General features: G+C 34.5%; 26 protein-coding genes and 1 riboswitch. Of the genes, 9 read left to right on the top strand and 17 right to left on the bottom strand.

Annotation, left to right across the window (positions count from 1 at the left end):
• Positions 1 to 221 precede the first annotated feature (221 nt).
• The gene (locus AC22L0_RS20260) at positions 222 to 1568 is read left to right on the top strand and encodes a short-chain fatty acid transporter (RefSeq protein ID WP_000490012.1); all 1347 of its coding nucleotides are present in this window, start codon (positions 222 to 224) and stop codon (positions 1566 to 1568) included.
• A gap of 40 nt (positions 1569 to 1608) precedes the next feature.
• Here AC22L0_RS20260 and AC22L0_RS20255 read toward each other — a convergent pair whose 3' ends face one another.
• The 4 genes from AC22L0_RS20255 to AC22L0_RS20240 all read right to left on the bottom strand — a co-directional run bounded on the left by AC22L0_RS20255 (position 1609) and on the right by AC22L0_RS20240 (position 3467).
• Positions 1609 to 1962, bottom strand: a complete 354-nt coding sequence (locus AC22L0_RS20255) for a group-specific protein (protein WP_140160685.1) — start codon at positions 1960 to 1962, stop codon at positions 1609 to 1611.
• Entirely contained in the window at positions 1959 to 2534 is a 576-nt protein-coding gene (locus AC22L0_RS20250) for an NAD(P)H-dependent oxidoreductase (RefSeq protein ID WP_087964963.1), read from the bottom strand. Before AC22L0_RS20250 ends, AC22L0_RS20255 begins: the two co-directional genes overlap by 4 nt.
• Positions 2535 to 2557: 23 nt before the next feature.
• Complete coding sequence (locus AC22L0_RS20245) at positions 2558 to 2947, bottom strand: SWIM zinc finger family protein (protein WP_000271524.1); 390 nt, start codon at positions 2945 to 2947, stop codon at positions 2558 to 2560.
• Between the two features lie 262 nt (positions 2948 to 3209).
• Entirely contained in the window at positions 3210 to 3467 is a 258-nt protein-coding gene (locus AC22L0_RS20240; RefSeq protein ID WP_000171476.1) for a hypothetical protein, read from the bottom strand.
• 100 nt (positions 3468 to 3567) lie between these two features.
• Positions 3568 to 3666, bottom strand: a riboswitch (SAM riboswitch).
• 104 nt (positions 3667 to 3770) lie between these two features.
• On the opposite strand from AC22L0_RS20240, the gene AC22L0_RS20235 reads away from it, so the two are divergent.
• Positions 3771 to 3962 (top strand): hypothetical protein, encoded by a 192-nt coding sequence (locus AC22L0_RS20235; RefSeq protein WP_000554032.1) that lies wholly within the window; start codon positions 3771 to 3773, stop codon positions 3960 to 3962.
• Positions 3963 to 3992: 30 nt separating this feature from the next.
• On the opposite strand, the gene AC22L0_RS20230 is transcribed toward AC22L0_RS20235, so the two are convergent.
• The 7 genes from AC22L0_RS20230 to rraA form a co-directional block, all read right to left on the bottom strand.
• Entirely contained in the window at positions 3993 to 4715 is a 723-nt protein-coding gene (locus AC22L0_RS20230) for a YwiC-like family protein (RefSeq protein ID WP_000779980.1), read from the bottom strand.
• A gap of 182 nt (positions 4716 to 4897) precedes the next feature.
• On the bottom strand, positions 4898 to 5599 hold the full coding sequence (locus AC22L0_RS20225; RefSeq protein WP_000044901.1) for an ECF transporter S component: 702 nt from the start codon (positions 5597 to 5599) through the stop codon (positions 4898 to 4900).
• Positions 5572 to 7233, bottom strand: coding sequence for an ABC transporter ATP-binding protein (locus AC22L0_RS20220; RefSeq protein ID WP_140160686.1), 1662 nt, complete (start codon positions 7231 to 7233; stop codon positions 5572 to 5574). The genes AC22L0_RS20225 and AC22L0_RS20220 overlap by 28 nt, the downstream gene beginning before the upstream one ends.
• Positions 7206 to 8084 carry an energy-coupling factor transporter transmembrane component T gene (locus tag AC22L0_RS20215; RefSeq protein ID WP_098382119.1) on the bottom strand — a complete coding sequence of 293 codons (879 nt, stop codon included), beginning with the start codon at positions 8082 to 8084 and terminating at the stop codon, positions 7206 to 7208. Before AC22L0_RS20215 ends, AC22L0_RS20220 begins: the two co-directional genes overlap by 28 nt.
• A 22-nt stretch (positions 8085 to 8106) precedes the next feature.
• Positions 8107 to 8946, bottom strand: coding sequence for a DUF4430 domain-containing protein (locus AC22L0_RS20210; RefSeq protein WP_087964968.1), 840 nt, complete (start codon positions 8944 to 8946; stop codon positions 8107 to 8109).
• 57 nt (positions 8947 to 9003) lie between these two features.
• A complete protein-coding gene (locus AC22L0_RS20205) occupies positions 9004 to 10794 on the bottom strand; it encodes a DUF4430 domain-containing protein (RefSeq protein ID WP_087964970.1) in 1791 nt (596 codons plus the stop codon).
• A gap of 339 nt (positions 10795 to 11133) precedes the next feature.
• Positions 11134 to 11613, bottom strand: a complete 480-nt coding sequence (gene rraA / locus AC22L0_RS20200; protein ID WP_087964972.1) for a ribonuclease E activity regulator RraA — start codon at positions 11611 to 11613, stop codon at positions 11134 to 11136.
• 199 nt (positions 11614 to 11812) lie between these two features.
• Between rraA and AC22L0_RS20195 the strand changes: the two genes are divergently transcribed.
• Positions 11813 to 13243, top strand: coding sequence for a YfcC family protein (locus tag AC22L0_RS20195; RefSeq protein WP_001166970.1), 1431 nt, complete (start codon positions 11813 to 11815; stop codon positions 13241 to 13243).
• Between the two features lie 157 nt (positions 13244 to 13400).
• Here the strand turns inward: AC22L0_RS20195 and AC22L0_RS20190 are convergent, their stop codons facing one another.
• Both AC22L0_RS20190 and AC22L0_RS20185 read right to left on the bottom strand, forming a co-directional pair.
• The gene (locus tag AC22L0_RS20190; protein ID WP_000672186.1) at positions 13401 to 14228 is read right to left on the bottom strand and encodes an endonuclease I family protein; all 828 of its coding nucleotides are present in this window, start codon (positions 14226 to 14228) and stop codon (positions 13401 to 13403) included.
• A 499-nt stretch (positions 14229 to 14727) separates the two neighbouring features.
• Positions 14728 to 15084, bottom strand: coding sequence for a hypothetical protein (locus tag AC22L0_RS20185; protein WP_001229426.1), 357 nt, complete (start codon positions 15082 to 15084; stop codon positions 14728 to 14730).
• A gap of 513 nt (positions 15085 to 15597) precedes the next feature.
• Between AC22L0_RS20185 and AC22L0_RS20180 the strand changes: the two genes are divergently transcribed.
• A complete protein-coding gene (locus AC22L0_RS20180) occupies positions 15598 to 15927 on the top strand; it encodes a hypothetical protein (protein ID WP_000566272.1) in 330 nt (109 codons plus the stop codon).
• Between the two features lie 737 nt (positions 15928 to 16664).
• On the opposite strand, the gene ybaK is transcribed toward AC22L0_RS20180, so the two are convergent.
• Entirely contained in the window at positions 16665 to 17141 is a 477-nt protein-coding gene (gene ybaK / locus AC22L0_RS20175; RefSeq protein ID WP_000710861.1) for a Cys-tRNA(Pro) deacylase, read from the bottom strand.
• 337 nt (positions 17142 to 17478) lie between these two features.
• Here ybaK and AC22L0_RS20170 point away from each other — a divergent pair, with 337 nt between their 5' ends.
• Positions 17479 to 18792, top strand: a complete 1314-nt coding sequence (locus AC22L0_RS20170; RefSeq protein ID WP_340637540.1) for a histidine--tRNA ligase — start codon at positions 17479 to 17481, stop codon at positions 18790 to 18792.
• Between the two features lie 331 nt (positions 18793 to 19123).
• On the opposite strand, the gene AC22L0_RS20165 is transcribed toward AC22L0_RS20170, so the two are convergent.
• Positions 19124 to 19504 (bottom strand): winged helix-turn-helix transcriptional regulator, encoded by a 381-nt coding sequence (locus AC22L0_RS20165; RefSeq protein ID WP_000340644.1) that lies wholly within the window; start codon positions 19502 to 19504, stop codon positions 19124 to 19126.
• Positions 19505 to 19632: 128 nt separating this feature from the next.
• On the opposite strand from AC22L0_RS20165, the gene AC22L0_RS20160 reads away from it, so the two are divergent.
• Complete coding sequence (locus AC22L0_RS20160; protein ID WP_087964978.1) at positions 19633 to 20316, top strand: NAD(P)H-dependent oxidoreductase; 684 nt, start codon at positions 19633 to 19635, stop codon at positions 20314 to 20316.
• Positions 20317 to 20471: 155 nt separating this feature from the next.
• Complete coding sequence (locus AC22L0_RS20155) at positions 20472 to 20753, top strand: DUF1292 domain-containing protein (RefSeq protein ID WP_002005464.1); 282 nt, start codon at positions 20472 to 20474, stop codon at positions 20751 to 20753.
• 46 nt (positions 20754 to 20799) lie between these two features.
• Here AC22L0_RS20155 and AC22L0_RS20150 read toward each other — a convergent pair whose 3' ends face one another.
• Complete coding sequence (locus AC22L0_RS20150) at positions 20800 to 21858, bottom strand: pyruvate kinase (protein WP_000151081.1); 1059 nt, start codon at positions 21856 to 21858, stop codon at positions 20800 to 20802.
• Positions 21859 to 22140: 282 nt separating this feature from the next.
• Here AC22L0_RS20150 and AC22L0_RS20145 point away from each other — a divergent pair, with 282 nt between their 5' ends.
• Both AC22L0_RS20145 and AC22L0_RS20140 read left to right on the top strand, forming a co-directional pair.
• Positions 22141 to 22617: a XoxI protein gene (locus AC22L0_RS20145; protein ID WP_087964980.1), complete on the top strand. Its 477-nt coding sequence runs from the start codon at positions 22141 to 22143 to the stop codon at positions 22615 to 22617.
• Between the two features lie 71 nt (positions 22618 to 22688).
• Positions 22689 to 23627: a hypothetical protein gene (locus AC22L0_RS20140; RefSeq protein WP_000810169.1), complete on the top strand. Its 939-nt coding sequence runs from the start codon at positions 22689 to 22691 to the stop codon at positions 23625 to 23627.
• 62 nt (positions 23628 to 23689) lie between these two features.
• Here the strand turns inward: AC22L0_RS20140 and AC22L0_RS20135 are convergent, their stop codons facing one another.
• Positions 23690 to 24406 carry a hypothetical protein gene (locus tag AC22L0_RS20135; protein WP_000782538.1) on the bottom strand — a complete coding sequence of 239 codons (717 nt, stop codon included), beginning with the start codon at positions 24404 to 24406 and terminating at the stop codon, positions 23690 to 23692.
• Positions 24407 to 24592 lie beyond the last annotated feature (186 nt).

Here is a 24592-nt window from a genome sequence, read left to right as displayed (position 1 = left end):
AGATTATAAAAATTCATAAGAATAGAGAAGTAGAATGATGTAACCTAAGAGTAGCAAATGTTTGAAACCGGTGGTTGCATTATACTTCGATGCAAATGAAATAACATTTTTATATATAAGGACAATCATTGTAAATTTCAGAATTTTCTATATGTTTAAAGGTTATCTCCCAAACAACCTCGAATAATTGTACTACATATACATAAGGAGGGTGATCTATTTTGTTTCGTTCCTTTACAAATGGTTGCGTCGCCTTAGTGCAACGCTTCTTGCCAGAACCGTTTATTTTATCATGTTTACTAACTGTTTTCGTTATCTTCTTTGGTATGTTTGCGACTCACCAAACCCCTGTAGAAATGATTAATCACTGGGGTAATGGAATTTGGGGACTCCTCGCCTTTTCTATGCAAATGGCACTTGTACTCGTGACTGGATCTGCTTTAGCAAATGCTCCTCTTATTAAAAAGGGATTAACGAAAGCTGCCAGACTACCAAAAACGAATGGACAAGGCATTATTGCCATTTCAATTGTAAGTTTACTTGGTGCATACATAAACTGGGGCTTTGGAATTGTTGTATCTGTTTTATACGCAAAAGAAGTGGCAAGGCAGCTGGACGGATTAGATTATAGACTAGCAATCGCCTCTTCTTACTCTGGATTTCTCATTTGGCATGCGGGTCTTTCTGCCTCTATCCCTCTTACGTTAGCAACAGGCGGTGAAACGTTAATTAAAACGACTGCTGGAAGTATTAAAGAGGCGATTCCAATAACAGAAACGTTATTCTCACCATACGCTCTCGTTCCAGTTATTATTTTTCTCATTACGATGCCTCTCATTAATAAGGCGATGCATCCAGATGAAAAACATACGATAACTGTAGATCCTAGCGTGTTCCATGAAGAAGCCGCTGCTCAAGAAGTAGAAAAAAATACATTCGCTGAAAAGATGGAAAATAGCATTATTATTACACTTTGCGTTGGATTGTTAGGTCTCATTTATATTTTCAATTACTTTTATACGAAAGGTTTTAACCTTACTCTCGATATCGTGATTTTTATGTTATTAATTGCAGGTCTTATTTTCCACAGTACTCCGATTCAGTATATTCGCGCTTTTTCAGACTCTACGAAAAGTGCTTCTGGCATTTTACTTCAATTTCCGTTTTACGCAGGAATTATGGGCATGATGATTGGAGCAAATAGTGAAGGACTTTCACTTGGAGGAGCTATTTCTAATTTCTTTATTAGCATTTCAAATGAAACGACTTTTCCGCTCTTTACATTTTTAAGTGCTGGCATTGTTAACATTTTCGTTCCATCTGGCGGCGGTCAATGGGCTGTGCAAGCACCAATTATGATTCCAGCTGGCGCTGAACTTGGTGTACCTGCTGCAAAAACAGCAATGGCAATTGCATGGGGCGATGCTTGGACGAATTTAATTCAACCTTTCTGGGCATTACCAGCATTAGCGATAGCTGGTTTAGGTGCTCGTGACATTATGGGATTTTGTGTTGTGAACTTACTATATGCGGGTTTTATCATTAGTCTATGCTTCTTATTTATTTAAACGAAAAGCTAGTTTTATACTAGCTTTTTTACATAATAAATCACTTATTTCCCATGCAATTTATAATCTTCTCCCACTCTATCTCCGTAAGATGTAATGACTCAAATGCAAAAAAATCTTCGCAAATTTTTCCGATCAAGTGTGGATGTTCACTCAAAAAATTCCACTGTAACGCTTTAGGAAGAAAATATGTTTCATATTCTTTACTTCCCCGTACTACCTCATCAACTTCTCTTTGACAAATTCCTCTTATCAAGTAGTCATTTCTTAACTCTATTTGAATTTGCTGAAATGTTTTACTACATTTTTTCAATTGAAGTAAACACGTAACATACTTCCGAAAAAGTTCGCCGTCATACTGAACACAGTTTATAATACGGTCGACTTCATTCATAATGTACGAGCCTTTTCTTCTATTTGTAATAACCATTTTTCACGCTTTGATACTTTACTCGTTTTCACAGATTGAAACACTGAACGTTTTATATCGCGAATGCCACAAAAACGTAAAACACCTCTCTTCATCATAATCCAATTTGCTGATCGATATAATAGTGCGACGTACCATAACGGTGAATCTAGCGTATTAATCACCCACGCCTTCTTACCTTTCAATAAGCCTTTCGCCAGAGCCCCTTCATATTTATAAGCAAATCCAGCTACGAAAATACGATCGATAAATCCTTTTAAAATTGCTGGCATCCCCCACCACCATATTGGATAGATGAATAAAAGTGTATCTACTTCTTCTACTAACGTTCTGTACCGAGCTGTTTCTTCTTCATTTACTAAATCACGTCTTTTCTTCTCTTCATTAAATACGAGGACTGGATCAAATTGTTCTTTGTATAAATCAAGCAGCGTAACTGAATGATTTGTTTCCGGTAGTCCTTTTTGCACATGATTTAAAATCGCCGCGTTAAAACTTGAAGGATTAGGATGAGCGTATACAATTAGTACGTTCACTACATAACAACTCCCTCTATACGTTAAAGTTTCCCCTTCTTTAATAACTTCTCTACAATTTGTACGTTTTTCGAACTTTGCAATAATCGATTCAATAATATAAGTAATTCTTCTTTTTCTAAATCTTTCAGTTTCTCTTTAACTGCACTCTCACCAGCACCTTGCATATCATAAACAACTGCCGCCATATGCTTACAAAGATTCTCATATGGACATTCGCAGCTACTTTCTGAAAAATCTTCGAGATCGATAACTACTTCATAATTTCCTGCATTTCCAGTAACGAAAGCAAACACTTTTTTATCATGTATTTCAACATCTTCTACATGTCCATCTTCATAATATTCATATCCCTTATCTACAATGTACTTTGGGATCCATTTCGTTATATCTTTTAATAAGTAAGCGTACATAATTGTACCCCTTCCTTTAATTCCCTTTTGACTTCAAAAATCCTGTATGTTATTCTAATAACTGTCAAATAGCAAGTCTATATGACAAAACGACTGACACCTATTCGGCGAAGGTGTCTCTTTTCATTTGCAGCCGATATGAATTGCCTCTTTCAGGCACATTTAATTTTTGACACTACACACTCAACACCATTCCCTGTATCAGGCTGCTTTAGCAGTCTTTTACTCTACATACTCCGTTATTTTAAGAAAAAAAGAGAGCTTAGCTCCCTTTTCTCGCCTTATACAATACCCCTTTTTCAGCATAGAGATATTCATCAGCTAATGTAATTTTCCCATCCAGTTTTAGTTCGTCTAATAATCTTGATAAATAAAATTGATGCAACATCTTTTTCGTGAATTTTCCTTCATGATGCGAAACGATATGTTCTTGAATATCTAACAATGATATCGGCTTATCTTGCTCTATCATATATTCATAAACTGTACTACGCAGTTTTACGTATTTTTCGAGTGTCACAGTAATGCGCAACCCCTTTCTTCTTAATATAAATTTTCGTAATCGGTTTTTTTGCAATAAAAAAACCTCTCCGATAAGAAGAAGTTACGTATATATCTTCGTCTTATCTCCCAGAACAAATATGTTCTGCTGGAATTAGCACCTGCATCGCGGTTGCTGGGTTTCATCGGGCCAGTCCCTCCACCTCTCTGGATAAGAAAATATTCACTTAATTCTTACTATACGTAATTCCACTTTAATTGTCAAATAAATATAACAAATTATATTTTCTTCCTTACTGTTCATAGCAAGGAGGATTATGAAATGCATCAAAATGCTCGCGGATATGTACAAGATTCTTTTCAATCATTACAAGAAGCTAAAAATTGTTTAGAAGAAGCGCTCGAAACAGTTGAAAAAGATTTTAATCGCGCTCGTATTGAACAATCACTTTATGCTGTTGAACAAGCTATTCAACGTTGCGAGTACACCGTTCACATTTTAGAAAAAGATTAAAAACTTCCCATCAATTGATGGGAAGTTTTTTCAAATGGCATACTTCATAATTATTGCCGTTATGATTAAAAAATATACAGAATTAGCAATTTCTAAAATTCCTACTTTTATAATAGAAATTTTTTTGCCATACAACACAATTGCTCGAATGGCACTTGGTATAAAAATAAGAGAACACCAGGGATTAATCACAAATATGATTATTGTTAATACGATATGATATCCCCAAGATATAAGACGATACTTCGGGTTATTTTTTTCACGAATCATCGTTTTCACATAGAACGTACTACCTAAAAAGTATAAAAATGAAATAAGTGCAATGAATATAGCTGTATGATCGATTTGCTTCATTGAAAAGTAATAACTAATTAATCCACCGATACAAAACACAATAATCGCACAAATATCATTTAATAGTGCTCTTTCATTTTTTTGACGAGCGTAATACATATTCACTATAAATAATGGAATCATTACTATTACGAATAAAAGAATTCGCCACTCATATAATAAAGAAATCATCCCAAATAGGAACGCAATGCTGAAATAAACAATGGCAGCTTGTAAAAACTCTTTTTTTCGTCTTTGCTTTATGTACGTAAGAAATGGATACGTGGCTAAATAGATAAAAAACCACGCTAAAAACAATGGAATATGATAAATAGTAGGTTTCCCAAGTATGACACTTAATAAAAAAGGAATAACAAGCATAGCCCATGCACCATGTTGCTTCGGAATAACTAACTTCATTAACTATACACCTCACTTTTGAAAAAAGTTCTCACCTACCATTATACAAATAATTTTATATAATAACGGATGTATATTAAATCGATTTTTTGACAAAAAAATGCTCCTTACAATATGTAAGAAGCATGAAAGAGGCAAACGAATATGTAAGTCGCGACCCTACCTTATATGAGTATGCTTTTCTATGTCACGTTATGCTCATCTAATATACCGTATTTCTTTTTAAATCTTGTAAGAATCGTAATCCATGAAGTACTAAATAGTAATAAGAAAATAACATTCGAAATCGCATGGCTCAAATCAAAGTAAAAACTTGCGATATAATACGAAATGACAGTTTCCCACGTTGCTTCTCGTATAAAACCGAGAAGGCCCCAGAAATTCATAATCCAGCCAAATAAAAAGCCAACAATTACTCCGTAAAGAAGTCTTCCCCATAGCTTTTTCATAAAAAATGTATTACGAAGTAGACCTGCTATAAAACCAATCATGCCCCACGAAAACATTTGCCACGGTGTCCACGGACCTTGTCCTAAAAAAATATTAGATACAATTGCTGCTGTAGCACCAATCATAAAACCAGTTTCACTTCCAAATACAATTGCAGAAACGATAATGACAAAAGAAGTTGGTTGTACACTTGGTAAAATAGAAAATGGCACCCGGCTTACTGCTGCAATTGCCGCTAATACAGCAACGAGAACAATTTCACGTGAAACAAACGCCTTTCTTTCAAAACGGATATAGAAAGGTAACATAATAACCGCTAATATAAACAAACTACTTAACATGTAATAACCGTCCATGACAAGTGTCGTAAAGAGTAATGTGCCGATTATTACTGCAAAGATACATATTATGAATGCAACATATCGTTTGGACAAGCTTCGTACACATCCTCCCACGTTAATGCATATGGCAATTCTTTTCGAATGAATCGGTTAATAGATGTTGTATAAAAGAAGTTGCCGCTAAAAAATTCTTTCGGTGCATCATTCATAATGACTGTTCCATCAAATAGCATCATACATTGATCAACGTATTTCGCTGTAAACTCAATATCATGCGTTGCCATTACAATTGTTGTACCTTCTTTTTGTAGCTTCCTAAATAGCTCTCCTACTCTTTCTTTCTTCCATGGATCTAATCCCTTTGTCGGTTCATCCAGTAATAATAAAGTCGGCTTTGATAATAACGTCGTACATAACGCAAGTAATTGTTGCTCTCCTCCGCTACAATCGTGCGGATGGCGTTCTTTAAGCGAATACAACCAAAACTGTTTTAGCGTATTTTCTGCTATTTCTTTTCCTTGTTCTCCGTATAATTCACGTGCACGTTCATAAACCTCGTCCCATACTGTATCAAATGTAAAATGATAATACGGATGCTGCGATACATACCCAATACTTTTAAATCGTTCTTTCGAATCAATTTTATGTATCACTTTTCCGTTCCACTTTACTTTCCCTCTTCTCGCTTTTTGTAATCCTGCTAAAATCGTTAACAGTGTAGACTTACCTGTACCGTTCTTCCCAACGAGCGCTACCCATTTTCCTTTTTCAATCGAAACTGATAAATCATGTAAAATAAGCGGACTATTTTTTTCATATTGGAACGAAATATGCTCTGCGCTTAAAATTACCTCTTGCTTTTCACTTTGTGCTATTGGCTCATTTACATATGATATCGCTGCAAAATCATTCATTTTCATTTGCGCCTCTCGCACTGTAAACGGAATATCTCTCACATTCCACTCTAAAAATAGCCTTGGAATTTGCGGAATAAATGGACGGAATGTTTCTACTCCCCACATATCCGTAATAACAATTTTAGGACTACCATCATACATAATACGGCCATTATCCATACAAACAACGCGTGTTGCAAGCGGGATAACTTCATCTAAACGATGTTCACTTAAAATAATCGTAATTCCAAGTTCTTCATTAATCCGTTTTAATAATCCTAAAAACTCTTTTGCAGCGATTGGATCTAACTGCGCTGTCGGTTCATCTAATAATAGCAATTTCGGCTGCATAACTAATACCGCAGCTAAATTAACAAGTTGCTTTTGCCCACCAGATAACGTGTGAACAGATTGATGCAATAAATCTTGAAATCCTAAAAAGCTAATAAGCTCTGCTATTCTTTTTTGAATAATATGTGATGGTAATCCGATATTTTCTAAAGAAAATGCTAATTCTTGAATCACTGTATCCATAACGATCTGGTTTTCTGGGTTTTGAAATACCATCCCAATTTCTTGGGCAGATAACAAATCAGCTACTTCCTCTATTAAAACACCCTCATAAAATATCTCTCCAGAACGCGTACCAATTGGAAGTAACTCCTTTTTAAAATGTTTTAATAACGTCGTCTTCCCAGATCCCGATCCTCCAGCAAGTGCAATAAACTCACCTTTTTGAACAGAAAGAGAAATATGCTGTAACGCGTATTCGTTTTCATCAGCATATACAAATGATAAATTGTTTATTTCTGCATGCGCCACCATATCCATTCCCTTCCTTCCATCATAATTGGTAAACTAATAAACAGTGTAAATAATACAAACATCATTCCATCGTATTGCTGGAATAAAATAGATTCGACTTTCGGATAAATAATCAATTTCCCTCCGCCATAATTACTACATACAATAGCAGCTATAAATAGAATGATTAAATAATTGAGCGTATACCAATCGCGCCTTTCCATTCTATAGCGAATATACGTCGTACGCTTCGTTACACCAAATCCACGAGCTTGCATAGAATCTGCCGTTTGCAGTGCATCTTCTAATGAACAAATTAATAATACTTGCAGTAATTGCATACCATTTTTGACGCGTTCTATTATCGAACCTGAATCTACCTGCACACCTTTCGTTTTTTGGACGAGTGTGATTTTCTTTAATCGCCTTATAAACAAAGGAACAAATCTCACTGTAATCATCGTTAACAATGCAACTTTCGGTGAAATTCTTGAAAACAAATATAAAAATTTATGACTGGAAATAATATCATTGTATGACGCAAACGTAAACATAACTGCAACTAGTAATAACCCCATTACTATTCCAAACATAATCGCCTCAAGCTTAATACGGCTATCACCTAACCAAAATAACGTAGTTCGACCTCTATGCGTTAATAACGAATTAAATAAAATTACCATAAAAAAGAAAACAATTATGCTCGGTAGCATCTTTCTTATCTTTTCGCTATTTCCTTGCATCACATTTAACATAATAATTAATACTATTGCTCCAATTAAAAAAAGAGGATGAAGACACATCATACATAGTATCATCACCCCGATATAATAGAAAAAATTCACAAAAGGATGTAAAGAAGAAAAACTTATTTTCATAGCCCTTTACCGAATGCCTTTCTTATTGTAATACGTATACCCACTCAATTGTATCGCCTGGTTTTACCGTAGCTACACCAGCACTATGGTTTGGAAAAGCACCGTTCACACGATATTTCCATCCACTAGTATCCGCAATATCTTTTTCATATAAATCATTAATACCTTTTACATAAATACTATCTCTAGATCCGCTTGCATCAACATCTAATCCTGTACGTTGCAATACTTTATACACTGTATCGCCTTCTTGTACATCCATCTTTTTCGCACCCATTATATATCCGTTATTTCCTTTTACCGAGATTGTTACTTGTTTTGCTTGTGGTTTCGGTACTGGTACTGGATCTGTTTTTGGTGGTTCAGGTTTTGGTACTGCCGGAGTCGGTATCGTTTTCTCCGCTTTATTCGGATCAACTTTTTGCTCCTGCTTCGGTGTTTCTTTCGGCTGATTCACAACCTTTGCTTCTTCTTTTACTTCTGGTGCTTTCGGTTGTTGTTTCTCTTCTTGTGCTTGTTGCTGCTCTGGTTGCTTATTTACAGCCGGCTGTTCTTTCGGTTGTTCCTGTTGTTTCTCTTCTTTCTTTACCTCTGGTTGTGCCTGCGGCTTTTCCTCTTTCGGCTTCTCTTCTACTTTTTGTTCTTGTTTCTCTTTCTGTTCTTCTTGCTGCTTTTGCTCTGATTCAGCTTGCTTTTCTTCTGCTTTTTCTTCTGGCTTCGCTTCATCTTTTTGTTCTTCTTGTTTCGCTACCTCTTCTTGCTTCGGTTCTACCTTCTTTTCAGGCTTTACAGCTGCCTCTTCACATCCGGCAAGTAGCCCGAGCGAAAGCAGTAAAGAAATGAACCATTTCACCTTACTCATCCTATCTCTCACCTTTCATACGAAAATTAGGAGCAAATAATTGCTCCTAATTTTTTGTTAAGCTGCTTTACGTCTCCATAATACATATGCAGAAGCAATACATAATACACCCATACCTACTTCTGTTGCTGCACTATGAGAAGATGCTCCTGTTTTTGGTAGACTGTTACCGTTTCCGATTTTTTTATTCTTAACCGGTTCGTTATCTACAACTACTTTTAGATTTTCATCTTTTGTTTCTTGTTGTACTTGGTTTTGTTCTTTCGGTTCTTCAGTAACTTCTTTTTCTACTACATTATTTTCTGGTTCAACGACCTTTTCTGGCTCTTCAATCGGTTTTGGCTTAATTACATCACCAGCGTCTACATTAGACCAATCATAAATAGATTTTCCCATTTCTTTAAATTGAAGTAATGCTAAAAGAGCCTGTTCTGTAGCCATTCCGTTACCATTTTGATCACTTGGTAACCATTTAAATTCACCATTTGAAAGTTGATATGATAATAGGTTTTGCATTGCCTTATGAAGACGATTTTGATCTACATCTTTAACAAGTGATAATCCAATAATTGCTTGTGCAGTACTATTTGAATTTTCTTGTCCATCAGCTGAAAAACCACCATTTTGCAGCTGTTCGTTATATAAATACGCAACAGCTTTTTGTATAGCTGGTTTCACATCTGATCGCTCTTGATAAGGAGCTAATGCTGATAAAACCATACCTGTTACATCAACGCTACTAGCACTATCTTTACTACCTGAACTATTATAAGTCCATCCACCGTCTGTATGCTGATTATTTAACAGTGCTTCCACTAGAGCAACTCTGTTCCATTTTGATTCAACTGGAATCTCATACTTCTTCGTATCAAATGCAAGTAAAGCAAATGCATAACCTGTAACAGAATTCACTTTATCTGACTCATACAATTTTTGAACTAAATTATGTCCACCTACATTTTTAGGGTCTGCACTCATTGCATTCATCATAATAATTGTTCTAGCTAAATCTGTCGCTGAAAAACGATTAATGCGCTTTTCTACTTTTTCAGTTACTGACTTAACATAATTTAATTTTGCCTCAATTGGCACATTCTTTCCAGAACGAGAAAGCGCTACAGCTACCCAATCACTTTCAATTCCATCTTGTAACATCTTGTCTGATGTTTTAGAAATGGCTTCGTTTAATTGTGCACTTGGATCTTGAATGTTCTCTTGCTTTGGTTGTTCTGGTTGTTCTGGTTGTTCTGGTTGTTCTGGTTGTTCTGGTTGTTCTGGTTGTTCTGGTTTTGGATCATCCGTCTTTGGTTCTTCTGGTTTTTCTTGTTTTGGATCATCCGTCTTTGGCTCTTCTGGTTTTTCTTGTTTTGGATCATCCGTCTTTGGTTCTTCTGTTTTACACGTCCCAAACTTATCTAACGTTTCTTTCAATGTTTCCTGGCTTATATTGCTCCAGTCTGAAACAAAGCGAAAGACAACAACATCTCCAGATTTTAATTTATAACTATCTGCTCCGACTTCTGCAGACTTATCATTTACATCATACAGCCAAGCACTTGTATCCCCGGCCATTAAACCATCGATTCCTTTTACATATGTTCCAAACGACATCGTTTCAGATTCTACCTTGTCCCCCATGACCTTTTGCAGCAAACTTAAAGCTGTTTCCCCATCTTTAATTTGCTCTTCTTTCGGACATAACATAATGCCTTTTTGTGATTCCCCAATAATTGCAAGTTTTGCTGTATTTTCTTCAGCAAACGTAATATGTACTGTATTCGCAAAAGAAACAAATACAAGTGTCACTGCCATTAACGACGTAAGCAGCCACTTTTTCAACATTGCCATCCCAAAATTTCCTCCCTTACTACCATTTACACAAAAAAAGGCCCTTCAAGGGCGTGCGATTGACACTCTCTTTTTGTAAGTGTCGAACAAAAATGTACAACACCTCCTACCCGCATTATTCGCGGCTATATTTGTATAGGAAAAATAATTTTGTTTATGAACGTATCATTGTGATAACATTCACTTTTCTTGGCACAACTTACTTCCATTTAAGTTATCGTAAAACGATAAACCTATACATTCTGTAAATTTTAAATTTCTGTATTATTTTACTATTGACAAAGAATTTTGTCCATGCTTTATCGGATTTATTTTCTAAGAATAATAACTTATTAACTCTTAACTATGTAAACTCTTTTCACTAATAATGACGCCATCTTCATCCGCATAGACATATTCATTTGGATTCCAATCCACTTGTCCAAAGTGCAATGAAATATTTCGTTCTCCTTTTCCTTCTTTCACACTTCTATTTGGCATTGTCCCTAACGCTAAAATACCAATATTAATATTCTTTAGTTCACTAGAATCACGAACATACCCATTCACAATAATTCCTGCTAGCTTTCTTTCTTCCGCAATAGCTACCAAATTATCACCAAGTAACGCACAATTAGTAGACGCTCCGCCATCAACAACTAATACTGTTCCTTCTGGTAATGTTTGCAATCCTTCCTTCACTAGTACATTATCATCTTTCACTTTTACAGTTGCAATTTTCCCGTGGAATTGTTCTTTCTTCCCAAAAGACCGAAAAGACTGGCGACATATTTGTAATTCCTTTTCAAACTCATCACATAGATCTGTAGTTTTCCACATCTTGTTCCCTCTTTCCCTTTTTCTTTCTACATAACATATTCTTGGCTTATTATCGTTTCCCTGTCTAATATTGCAATAATTTGTATGTACGGGAAAAGGATACAAAAACTATTGCCTTAAGAAGCTACCTTTATTATAATCTATTTCACGGATTGAATTCAGAATATTAAAATTAATAAAGTGAAGAAGGGGGAATTTTATGCAAATACAAACTGAGGCAAAAAAACAACCTAGTAAACAAAAGTTTAAAATGCCTGATGCGTACGTACTACTATTTTTTATTGCCTTACTTTGCGCCATTGCTACGTATTTCGTTCCTGCTGGAGAATTTAAAAGAGTTACAAACGGGACCGTTACAACGACAATACCAGGTAGCTATCATTCTGTTCCGCAATCACCTGTAGGATTTGTTTCTTTTTTTACCGCTATTGAAAAAGGAATGACACTTGCTGCTCCGATCATCTTTTTAATTTTATTTACAGGCGGTGCCATTGCCATTCTTGAAAAAACAGGTGCTCTTGACGGTTTAATCTATCATGTTATAAACAAATTTCGTAATCAGCAATTACTTTTCATTTGTATCGTTGCCGCACTTTTTTCTATTCTCGGAACGACTGGCATTATCGTTAATTCAGTTATCGGTTTTATCCCCATCGGTATCATCGTTGCACGCACATTAAAATGGGACGCTATCGTCGGTGTAGCAATTATTTATTTAGGCACTTATGCTGGTTTTAACGCTACTATTTTATCCCCCTCACCTTTAGGCATTTCACAAAAGATCGCAGAACTTCCGATGTTTTCGGGAATTGGTTTACGCACAGCTATCTATATATCTTTTTTACTTGCCACTATCCTTTATATTAATTGGTATGTAAAGCGCTTGAAAAAATTGAATAAAGGAAGCATTCTTGGCGACAACTGGTTTCCAAGTAACGCTCTTTCAAGCGAAAAGGAAGCAGAGAAAAAAGAAGTTCCTTGGACGATACGTCATAAATTAATTTTACTCGTTTCAGCTTTATCATTAATTGCATTTTTAATAGGCGCTTTTCGTCTACATTGGACGGACGCAGAAATGACCGCTACTTTTATTTTCATAGCAATTACAGCCGGAATAATAGGTGGCATGAAAGCAAACGATATCGCTTCTACTTTTCTAAATGGCTGCCAAAACCTTATCTATGGTGCTTTAATTGTCGGAATGGCTCGCTGTATTTCAGTCATTTTAGAACAAGGCAAATTACTTGATACTATCGTTAACCAGCTCGCACAGTCTCTTGAAGGACAAAGCCCTGTATTTGGTGTTATCGGTATGTACGTGAGTAGTGCCGCATTACATTTCCTTATTTCATCCGGAACAGGAGAATCGGTTATTTTTATTCCGATATTAGCTCCATTAGCTGATTTCATGCACATTACACGCCAAGTTACAGTACAGGCTGTTATGCTCGGCGAGGGTGTAGTAAACTGCCTTAATCCAACTTCCGGTGTTTTAATGGGCGTTCTCGCAGCGAGCGGCATTTCTTATGGAAAATGGATTCGTTTCATGGCTCCACTTGCACTCATTTGGTTTATCATTGGACTTGTTTTTCTTATTGTTGGGGTAAATATTGAGTGGGGACCTTACTAAATACTTAACTAGATAAATAAGTACTATCGTTCCATATAAATATCTATTCTATTTCCCTCACTAGTCCTATAAAAATCATTTATTCTAGTAAAAATATAAGAAGGGATTGATCATAATGATCAATCCCTTTTATCAAAATATAATACCTTTAAAAATCTTAGTTCCAGATTTTATTTACCCATTCTGGATGATCAATAAAAGGATTGCGGTTATGTTGATATTTTGTAAAAATCACTTCATTACGCTTTCGCTCTAAATCATCGACCGGGTCTTGTTCATTCCATTTTAATAAGACAGATAGTTTCCCCATGTATGGATCTTTATTGTTGTTTACTTTTTCATTCAGTTCTAAATCTATTTCGCCGTTGTCTCCCTCGTAACGAACAGCCATATAAAACAGCATTCTAGCAATATCTCCTTTTACACTATCACGAGGTTCCCAAGAATCACTATCATATTTACATTCTGTCGCCTCAGAATGATTCACACCACCATTATCAAAATCTAGATTTCCACGTGAACTATTTACAGATACATCCGTCGCTCTTAAATGATGTAGATCTGTTCCAGGTCCTGCAGTCGTTCCAAAGTCACCGTGAGATTTTGCCCAAACATGCTCTCGGTTCCAGTTATTTACTCCTGATCCATTCGTAAGTTTCCCTTGCGAACGACCAGTATATAAGAGTATCACATTATTTTTATTATTTGGGTCCTCATCAGTATCTCTTAGCGCTTCCCAAACCGCACTGTATGATAGCTTTGTATGATTATCAATAATATTATGCAGTTCCTTCTTTAATTCTAAACCCGTTTTTCCTATTGCGTTATTATAATATGTATCGTCATAATTTTTTACAATAATCTCCTGTGCTGATGCAGGAGCTACTTCACCGTGTATAGTATCTGTGAATGATAGCGATGCAGAACCTAAAATAAAAAATGAAGATAGTGTAACCATAGCAATCTTTGTATTTCGAAACTTCATATACCCATTCCCCTTTAAAATATAATTTAAAGCTATTCACTAAAAAGTGCTTTCTAACCCCCAAAACCTTTTAGAAACCCCTACCCCTTTTCTGTTTATTTAATACAAGACTCTATCCAGTCTGTATCACTTCTAAACTTTTTATTTATTCACATTCCAAACAATTTCACTTTTTACAAGGAATATCCTTCTCTTATAAAGATTATTAACATATTCTTTACAACTAAAAAGTAGTTTAATATTAACTTATAAATTTTAATTTATTTATGCAATAATGCATATTTGATAAATACTTAAAAAAATAGTTTGAATAAAATGCATTCAAAGAAAACCGTGCAACAAAACAGATACAGTCTAAGACAGAAATAATAAAAATCAAGATGATAGCTCGACTTTTCTCTTTTCCATAACTGTCTTTATTTTTGTGTAAAACCTTTCTTTCTCTGAATAATACGTACAAAAATAGATTGGATACCATGTAGGCACCAATCTATTTTAATTAAAGAAACTGTGTCAATTCTGAGTTCACAATACGTTGTGCAGTAATGATAACACTGTCAGCTGTTAGTCCATAAACACTATATAGTCCACCAGGTTGATTAGGAACAATTTGAACTTCATATTCAAATGCTTGTCCAAAAGCAGGATGAACTAAACTTAGAGTTACAAAAGTAGAAGCATTAGAATTCACATTGAAGTTTACCTGTTCAATTAATACTAATGAACCGTCAAGTCTAAAAACTCTAGCTACTCCAGTAAGTGGGCCCGCAGTACGGTTAAGGATTTTCACCCTAACTCTATTTGCATTAGCAGGTTGATTTCCTACGTTTTCAATTGGTCCTGTAGTAAGAGCCATATAACATCACCTCCATTATATTATTATGATATTCAACGATAAACATTAATGTTATAGTCTAATTACCCAATTTACTTAAAATAAAAAGAAGCTCCAAATTCTATTATATTTAGGTCATAGATATTAAACTTAATAAAATCAAAGGCAGGAGCATATTTGATATGTTCCTGCCTTTTTATTGTGGGATACCGATAAATAGCCCTCTAGCTAAGATTTTAAAGTGCTACAAAATCAAAAATTTTATCTCACCACAGTTTTCTACGAGAATCCAGTGAACAGCTTATTTACATAATTTTTGTTCTCGGAAGTTGATTTTGTAGCGCCCTTCCTCGTAATTCACTATGTTTTCCAAAGAAAATAGTGAAAAACAGGGCGATGAATACATTTACAAAATGACAAAACTGTAAGAATACACGAATGTTTGTAAGAAAGTTCAATGTTTTCTTTTTCCTTTTTTTATTATAGTGAAAAAGAAGAACAAAATATTCTCTTATGTAGGAAAGGAAGATAATAATGATTGATCTATTAAATAAATGGATGTTAGAAAGTACAGCCAATTTTAATATCGTTGTAGGACTTACAGCACTTCTATTTTTGGGTTCAGTAATTGCACTTATTATTATTTACAAAAAAATTGGTAAACCGGTTGAAAGAACAAATACTATTTATTTAAAAATTACTTCTCGTATGTTTACTACTCAAATTCTAATGAATGCTATATTTATTTCTTTAGTTGGTAAAGATATTGAGAATTTCCGTCAAATCTTTATATTATTTGAAGCTTTTGTATTCTTTATTGGAGCTATTTATTCGTTTAAATTATATAGACAGGAGTACAAATGATTCACTTATAAGAAACACTAAAAAACAGTAGTGATTTTACATTACTGTTTTTTAGTGTTCATTTTTAATTGTAAACTTTTCATTTTTAGTTAACTGTATATTCTATACATATGAGGTTAACATAACCCATCATTAGCGTTAGCGAGGAAAAAGGACAACCCTGCTCTCACAAGTGAACCCTTTTTTAGTTCTATGAATCTATACATATTTTATACATTCCTATCCTAACGCGGTTTTAGTGCTCTTGTTTGTTACTGGATTAGCCAAAAAACTGTATAAAATCTTGCATACTATTAGCGTGTTTTTTCAAAAATACTGGCATCCCCCAATTTGTGCTTTCTTATGGATATTTCTTGACTCCTCATTAAAACACTCTCCGGTTCTTTGTCTATCTTTAAGAATAAACTCTGCTTGTTTATTTCAAGTTCTTACATCGAGGCTTTACCTCCTCCTAAAGCCAAACAAATGATTCATATTACACGCCTACATTAAACTGAATATCCAATCTTTATCTAGTCTGTAAATAAAAAAGGATAATCAGCCCCATAACGGACTAACTATCCTATAAATTATTGTCTAAATTCAATAAAGTGAAACTTTAATCAGCCCTCACCAATCGGGCTTTTACGGGCAGTTGATCCCCATCTAATTTCTTTGCTTCCGCTGAATTTTGAGGTGAGGGTCTTACTTCCCGGCAAATAGCGGGATAAAACTAGAACTTCTTTTCCTATGTATCATTATTTCGTTACTTCACCAAACTGCGCTCTCGTCACTTTCGCCAAGTCCTCTACTTTAAGCTCAATTTGTATACCAATTTTCCCGCCACTCACTATCATCGTTTCAAGTGATTGGGCACTTTCATCAATACATGTAGAAAATAGCTTTTTCATTCCAACTGGTGAACAACCGCCGCGAATGTATCCTGACACTTTCGTAATATCTTTAACAGGAATCATTTCAATTTTCTTTTCACTTACTGCTTTTGCGGCAGCTTTTAAATTTAGTTCCTCATCTACCGGAATAATAAACACATGATAATTTTTACTATTCCCTTGAGCGATTAACGTTTTATATACTTCTCTCACTTCTCGTCCAATTTTCTCGGCTACTGATACGCCATCAATTTTCCCATCGTCTGGATCATATGACATCATCGAATATTCAATTTTTTCTTTATCTAATATTCGCATCGCATTTGTTTTATCTTTTTTCATAACGTTCTCCTTAAAAGGTTATTTCATATTATTAAGTTTTATTATACACCCTTTTCCATTTCTCCTACATAACTTCACGTATATTTCAAAACTAAAAATATTGATAATTCAAAAATCATCTGATATAATTTGGAAAAACTTATGTTAAGGAGAGATTTGTCATGCGAAATGTTAATACTTCTTTCCAACTTCATCATCATACGTAACGCCGTGTATCCGAAGAAAAATTTTTCTTCGTGGGTACAGGGCTTTTCCTGTTGACCCACGAAGCGTTCATAAAGCTATGTGGGTATTTTTATACCTGCATAGCTTTTTTTAATTTAAAAAAGGAGTGATTATGATGGAAATGAGAAATGTAAAAGGAACGAAAGACTATTTACCAGAGGAGCAAGTGCTGCGAAATAAAATTAAAAGAGCTTGTGAAGATACGTTTGAACGATACGGATGCAAACCTTTAGAAACGCCGACGTTAAATATGTATGAGCTTATGTCTTACAAGTACGGCGGTGGTGATGAAATATTAAAAGAAATATATACACTTCAAGATCAAGGAAAACGTGATATTGCCTTACGATACGATTTAACTATTCCATTCGCAAAAGTTGTGGCAATGAACCCGAACCTCCGCCTCCCTTTTAAACGTTATGAAATTGGGAAAGTATTTCGAGATGGGCCAATTAAACAAGGAAGATTTCGTGAATTTATACAATGCGACGTTGATATTGTCGGTGTAGAATCAGTCATGGCTGAAGCGGAACTCATGAGCATGGCGTTTGAGCTGTTCCGAACATTAAACTTAGAGATATCGATCCAATATAATAACCGAAAATTGTTAAATGGTATTCTTCAGGCCATTAACATCCCTACTGAATTAACAAATGACGTCATTTTATCATTAGACAAAATCGAAAAGATTGGGATTGATGGTGTACGAAAAGATGTATTAGAGCGCGGAATTTCTGAAGAAATGGCTGATACAATATGTAATACTGTATTATCTTGTCTAAAGCTTACAATTGTTGACTTTAAAGAAGCTTTCAATAACCAACTCGTTGCCGATGGCGTAAACGAATTGCAACAATTACAGCAATATTTAATCGCTCTCGGAATAAATGAAAATACGATATTCAATCCGTTTTTAGCAAGAGGACTGACAATGTACACAGGTACTGTATATGAAATCTTCCTAAAAGATGGCTCAATTACATCTAGCATAGGTAGCGGCGGCCGTTACGATAACATTATCGGAGCATTCCGTGGTGATAGTATGAACTATCCAACAGTCGGTATTTCATTCGGTTTAGACGTTATTTATACAGCACTATCGCAGAAAGAAACAATCTCATCTACAGCGGATCTATTTATCATCCCGCTCGGGACAGAATTACAATGCTTACAAATTGCCCAGCAATTACGTTCCACCACTTCCTTAAAAGTCGAACTTGAACTAGCAGGACGCAAATTAAAACGTGCCCTTAATTATGCCAATAAAGAGAATATCCCTTATGTGCTTATTATTGGTGAAGAAGAACTTAGTACAAACACTGTTGTGCTGCGGAATATGAAGGAAGGTAGTGAGATGAAGGTTCCGCTTACTTCTTTGAAAAATAATACATTGAATAAATATTTTACTACGCCTACTACGTTATGACTGTGAAGTATTCTCAAAATGTAAATCAGGTAAACAAAAAAGGGCTGTCCGCGCATGACAGCCCTTTTCCCTTAATGAACAACACCTTCATAAGTGAAATTATATTAACGATTTTCCGAATATATCTATCATAATTTACACTATATCAACGATACATAGATTTTTCATTTGATAGATAACCGGGCAATTAGTTTACATAAAATAATTATACTCAATTTAATCTTACAAAACTTTAACATCCAATTACCTATTTTAATAATATATGGTTTTCTAATTTCACTACCAATTTAAGAAAAATTCATATCCTTCTCTACTATACCACTTTTATCTATTAACTTTTATTTTGTGCATTCCTACTCTCCAAAACTTTCTCCATATTATGAGTTGCCCATTCCATCATTAATAGAATCATTGGACGAAGTGATTCACCAAGCTCGGTTAACGAATATTCTACTTTAGGTGGCACTTCACGGTATACTTCACGATGTATGATGCCATCTGCTTCAAGTTCTCTAAGCTGCAGTGTTAACATTCTTTGTGTGATATTAGGTTTTAATCTTTTTAATTCATTAAACCTCTTTTTCCCATCTAATAAATGATACAAAATAACACCTTTCCATTTTCCACCAATCACCTCTACCATCGCTTCAACTGGACAAGAATATTTATTTAAAAATGGGTAATTTATATTTTTTTCATTTGAACAATCCATAATAAATCCCTTCCCTTAACAATAGTATCTTTTTTGATACTATAACACATAAATGTGCGTACTTGTATCTATGTTACTTTAAAAATATAATTTACTTACAAAATAAATTAACGAAAAGAGGAACTTTTATGACAAATACAAACGAAATTACAAAAGAGAAAATTATGGAGGCTTTTCATTTCAGACATGCATGTAAAGAGTTCGATCTTATGCACAAAATTTCAGAAGAGGATTTTAAATTCATTTTAGAAACAGGCAGATTATCTCCTTCTTCTTTTGGATATGAACCTTGGAAATTTATTGTCGTACAAAATAAAGAATTAAGAGAAAAACTACAACCGTATTCATGGGGCGCTGGTGGGCAACTTGCAACAGCAAGCCATTTCGTCATTGTTCTTTCAAGAAACATTAAAGATATGCATTATGATGCAGAGTATATTAAATATATGATGAACGATATTATTGGATTGCCTGAAGACACTCAAAAAATTAGATATGAATTCTTCAAAAAGTTCCAGGAAACAGATTTTAACTTATTACAATCCGATCGTACTGTATTTGATTGGGCATCTAAACAAACTTATATTGCTTTAGGTAATATGATGACGAGCGCAGCTCAAATCGGTATTGATTCTTGTCCGATAGAAGGATTCGATAAAGAGAAAGTAGACTCTTTACTTCGTCAAGAAGGCATTATACAGGGCGATAACTTTGAAGTATCTGTTATGGTTGCCTTTGGTTACCGTAAAGAAGATCCAAAACGTGATAAAAGAAGACAGACTATAGATACAATTGTTGAATGGATTAAGTAATGTAGCACACACAAATAATGCTCCTAATAGCTGGATACTTATACTAAAGAACTATTAGTCGTTTTTCTTATGTATGAATTTGGTTTTTCATGGAAAGATATATTAGTATGTATGCAGTTTGAGCACTCTATTTTTTAGAGTCGAACAGGAGGAGAATGAATATGTCTGATATTGAAGTTGGCGAAGTGTTTACTCTTAGTGATGAGAATAACGAAGAGCAAGAAGTAGAAGTACTTGGAGCGATGGATGTCGAAGGCGCAGAATATATTGCAGTTGCCTTTGTTGAAGATATCCAAACAGAAACCGAGGAAGACATTGATATTTTCTTTTTAAAAGTAGAAGAAGATAATGAGTTTTCATACATTGAAAATGATGAAGAGTTTGATAAAGTATCTGCTGCGTTTGAAAAGATTTTGGATGAGCAAGAGCAAGAATAGTATGAATGAAAAACACGAGGGCGGATGCATATCCGCCCTCTTTTTATTACTCATCCAGAGACTCACGCAGTAATTGCAGTACATCTTTCATCGCAAAAGGTCCATCTTTTTTAACATGCTCCGCAAATTCTGAAACGAGACGTAATGTTCTCACACTTTCGATTGGATGTTCTCCTGATGCACTTTCAGCTGAAAGCATAACTGCATTCGTCCCGTCCAGTACAGCTTGAAACACATCAGTCACCTCAGCCCTTGTTGGAATAGAATGATCTACCATAGATTGAAGCATTTGTGTTGCTGTAATGACATATGTATTCGTTCGATTACATTCCTGAATCATCATTTTCTGTAAAAGCGGAATGCATTGATACGGTAACTCTACTCCTAAATCGCCCCTTGCAATCATAATTCCATCTGCTTCTTTACATATATCCTGAAAATTCTCGATTGCTTCCATCGTTTCTATTTTTGCAATTACATTAGGTGACGTTTCTTTATACTGTTGTATAAAATCTCGTATTTCTTTTATATGACTAGGTTTTCTTACGAAAGAACACGCGATAAAATCAACATTCTCTTCTAAAAGAAACTGAATATCTTTTTTATCTTTCTCTGTAATAGCTGGTAAACGAACAGCCGCACCTGGTAAATTAACTCCTTTATGGGATGAGATATTGCCACCTGTTTTTACCTTCGTTTCTATTTTGTCCGTACTTATCTTTTCAACAATTAATTCAACTTCTCCATCATTAATTAAAATTCTACTGTCTACTTTCACATCATTCGGTATTCCTTCATAATCAACGCTTGCTTCTGTATTACTCCCTGTAACTGGTTGTGTATGTAAAATAAAAGAATCTCCTGCCTGAAGTGTAATTTGCTCTCCCTTCACTTCACCTAATCTTATTTTAGGTCCTTGTACATCACCCAAAAATTTAATAGAGTCATCTAATGATTTCACTAAACGAATGATGTCTTTATGACTTTCATGCGTGCCATGCGATAAATTCAGTCGAACAATTTTCATACCATTCTTTATTAACTGTGCTAATGTTTCTTTATTATTACTTGCGGGTCCAATTGTACAAATTCGATCGATTGTCATTTTTGTCACCATCCTTTTTTTAATAAGTTTCCCATATGAACTTAAAAATAACAGAGATTCTGACATGAATAGATTTAAATTTACATGAATTTCATAAAATTAAACCTGTATCCCTTGCTGGCTAAGCATTAGAAGATATATTCGCTTTTTTGCAAATGAAGACATGTTGAATCGAAAGTAAAAGAAAAGTTAAGTATGGGATAAACCATTGAGAGTTTCGAAATTTTCATATATTGTATGAATTGAGTTCGAACTCAAAAATTTAAAAAGGTGGGAAAATTAGTGAATATGAAAAAATCTTTATCGGTGACAACTTTAGGGTTAGCGGTTTTAGGTTTTGGTTTTACTAATAACGCAAGTGCTTCAGAGATCGATACTGTAGACAAGCAGCCCGTTTTAGTTGACTTTGATACAATTCAATCAACAAAAACATCTAGTGTTCCTAGTTTGACTATTGCAGCTGCACCTAAGAATGACTCTAACATTAGCGTATATACTCCCTTTTTTGGTAACCCATATGCAGTTGCTAAATCGAAATCAACTACGACCGAAGACTATGTTTATGCAAAAGCAAGAACTTTCAATGGCGATGGCTCATTAGTAAATACGAAAAGTAATAGTGCAAAAAAAACATCCTTTGTAAGTGCTACAGCGACCAACACAAGCATTTATTATGGAGATGATTACGCTATCGGTAATCATACCTATAAATTAAGTGGTTATAATGATGTGAATCACGAAACAAAAGCTTTCTGGTAAGAAAGAGAAAAAAGATATGCATCTTGCATATCTTTTTTCTCTAATATTTTACATATATTGAGGTGCTATTTATGAAACAAATATATATTATTAGCGGTGTTTTACTTATTTCATTACTTACAATTTATATTTTGTTCAATACTTCAATCATACAACCTCATCCACCTTCCATAGAAAATAAACGCGAGCAACAAACCAATACTATTTCTTACGGATTGAAGGATAATCAAGGCCAACATATTAACAATGGCAGTACAATTACTAGTGAGGATAATAAAATTAATGTAACATTATCATTCGTACATACTATTAATGAAAACCGAAAATATGGATTAATTGTTCTAGAAGATTACGAACAAAAACCTTTTAAAATAGAAGATACTACTAATGAAATATCACACTATTTTTTTGATATGAAACCAAACAGTTCAATGACTACGAAAATCTCTTTACACACTTCTCCTAATGCAAGTGCATTAACCTTTTTAATAATAAAAAAACCTGAATACAAATTAAAAGATAATAACTTAAATAAAGCAGCTATTTTAGAAGATATTCTAAGTATGCGATATTCAATGCATCCTCTTCAGAAAGAAAACGAAAAAATAAAACTCCCCCTTATAGATCCAGATGCTATTTTAAAAGATGGTCTTTACGAACCAGTATTTGTTACGAACCGTGAAGAGAACTTACAAACTGTCTTCTTTGAAAAGGAAGGCAAGCAATTAATTTTATCAAACGGTAATGAAACAAATGATGAAATGACTTACGCAATCGTGGCTTTTAAAGATTGGAAACAAGTTGAAATATTTAACAATAGAAAAGTCGTTTATACTAAGGTTGCACCTGAAACAAGACAAATCTTTAATTTCACATTGCCTTCAGTGGATCAAGAAAGTAATTTTCAACTCGTCGCTTTTCCATTTCCTTATAAAGTTAGCGAAGAAGATTATGTCAGTCAACAAGCATTCAGTTCCTTTCGCATCGTAATTGAAAATGAAAATAAATAAGTTATACTGTGCACATTACAACAACCTAAAAAAGGCCTACTCACACGAGTAGGCTTTTGAAACTATGAAAGTTTCGTCAATAACTGATTTAAATCTTTTTTCGTTTTCGTCGTTAATGATTTCATTTTATTAACATCAATCTTTTCCTTCTCCGCCCCTACAATTAACGGATACATACTTTGACCGATTGTTTTAGAATCCGTCGGATGTGATGCTTCTAGCTCTTTTTCAATCACATCCCACTTTTCGTTAATTTGTTTGCCAAGCTTATTCACTGTTTCCAATTTCGGATTAGCAGCTAACTGCTTGTCCAAGCTATCAATTAATGCTACAACTTCTTTAACATTCGTTTTCACAGCAACACTTTTCTTCGGATCTTTCGTTGCCTTTCCGTTATTGTTTGTGCTTGTACTTGTGCTTTGATCTGCTGTTTTCCCGCTAGTCGTTTGATCATTCGTTTTTCCTGTCGTTTCTTTTTCTTTTGTTTTTACATTTTCGTTTTGAGTTGACGTTTTGCCGTTACTTTCTGTTCCTGATGATTCTTTCGTATTTTTTGCATCCTTATCTGTTTTTTCATTTGAAGAAGTATTTGTTTCTTTTTCAGTATCTTTCGTTGTTTTTGAAGCTTCATCTGCACTTGTCGTTTTTGCTTCTCCATCCTTTTGCGCAGTTACTTGCTCTTTCTTTTCCGTTTCTTTATCTGCTGAAGGACTACAAGCTGCCATAGTAAGCATTGTACCAATTGTAATCGATGCGATAGCGACCTTTTTCATTTTCATATAAATCCCCCTATGTTTTACATAATTTATCCTCCCCTTTACGATTCGATTTCCCCTTAAAAAATCCCTTTTCACATGAATCACCATCTTTCCGACAGTAATCTTCATAATAATACGGACAAAAACTGATAAACTCATTTTAATATTCGAGTTTCTTCTACTTCATTTTTCTGCTCGCAAGTAAAA

The organism is Bacillus sp. LQ01 (assembly GCF_057624735.1).
The sequence above is the reverse complement of the archived record's forward strand: the minus strand, read 5'-3'. Positions and strand labels throughout refer to the sequence as shown.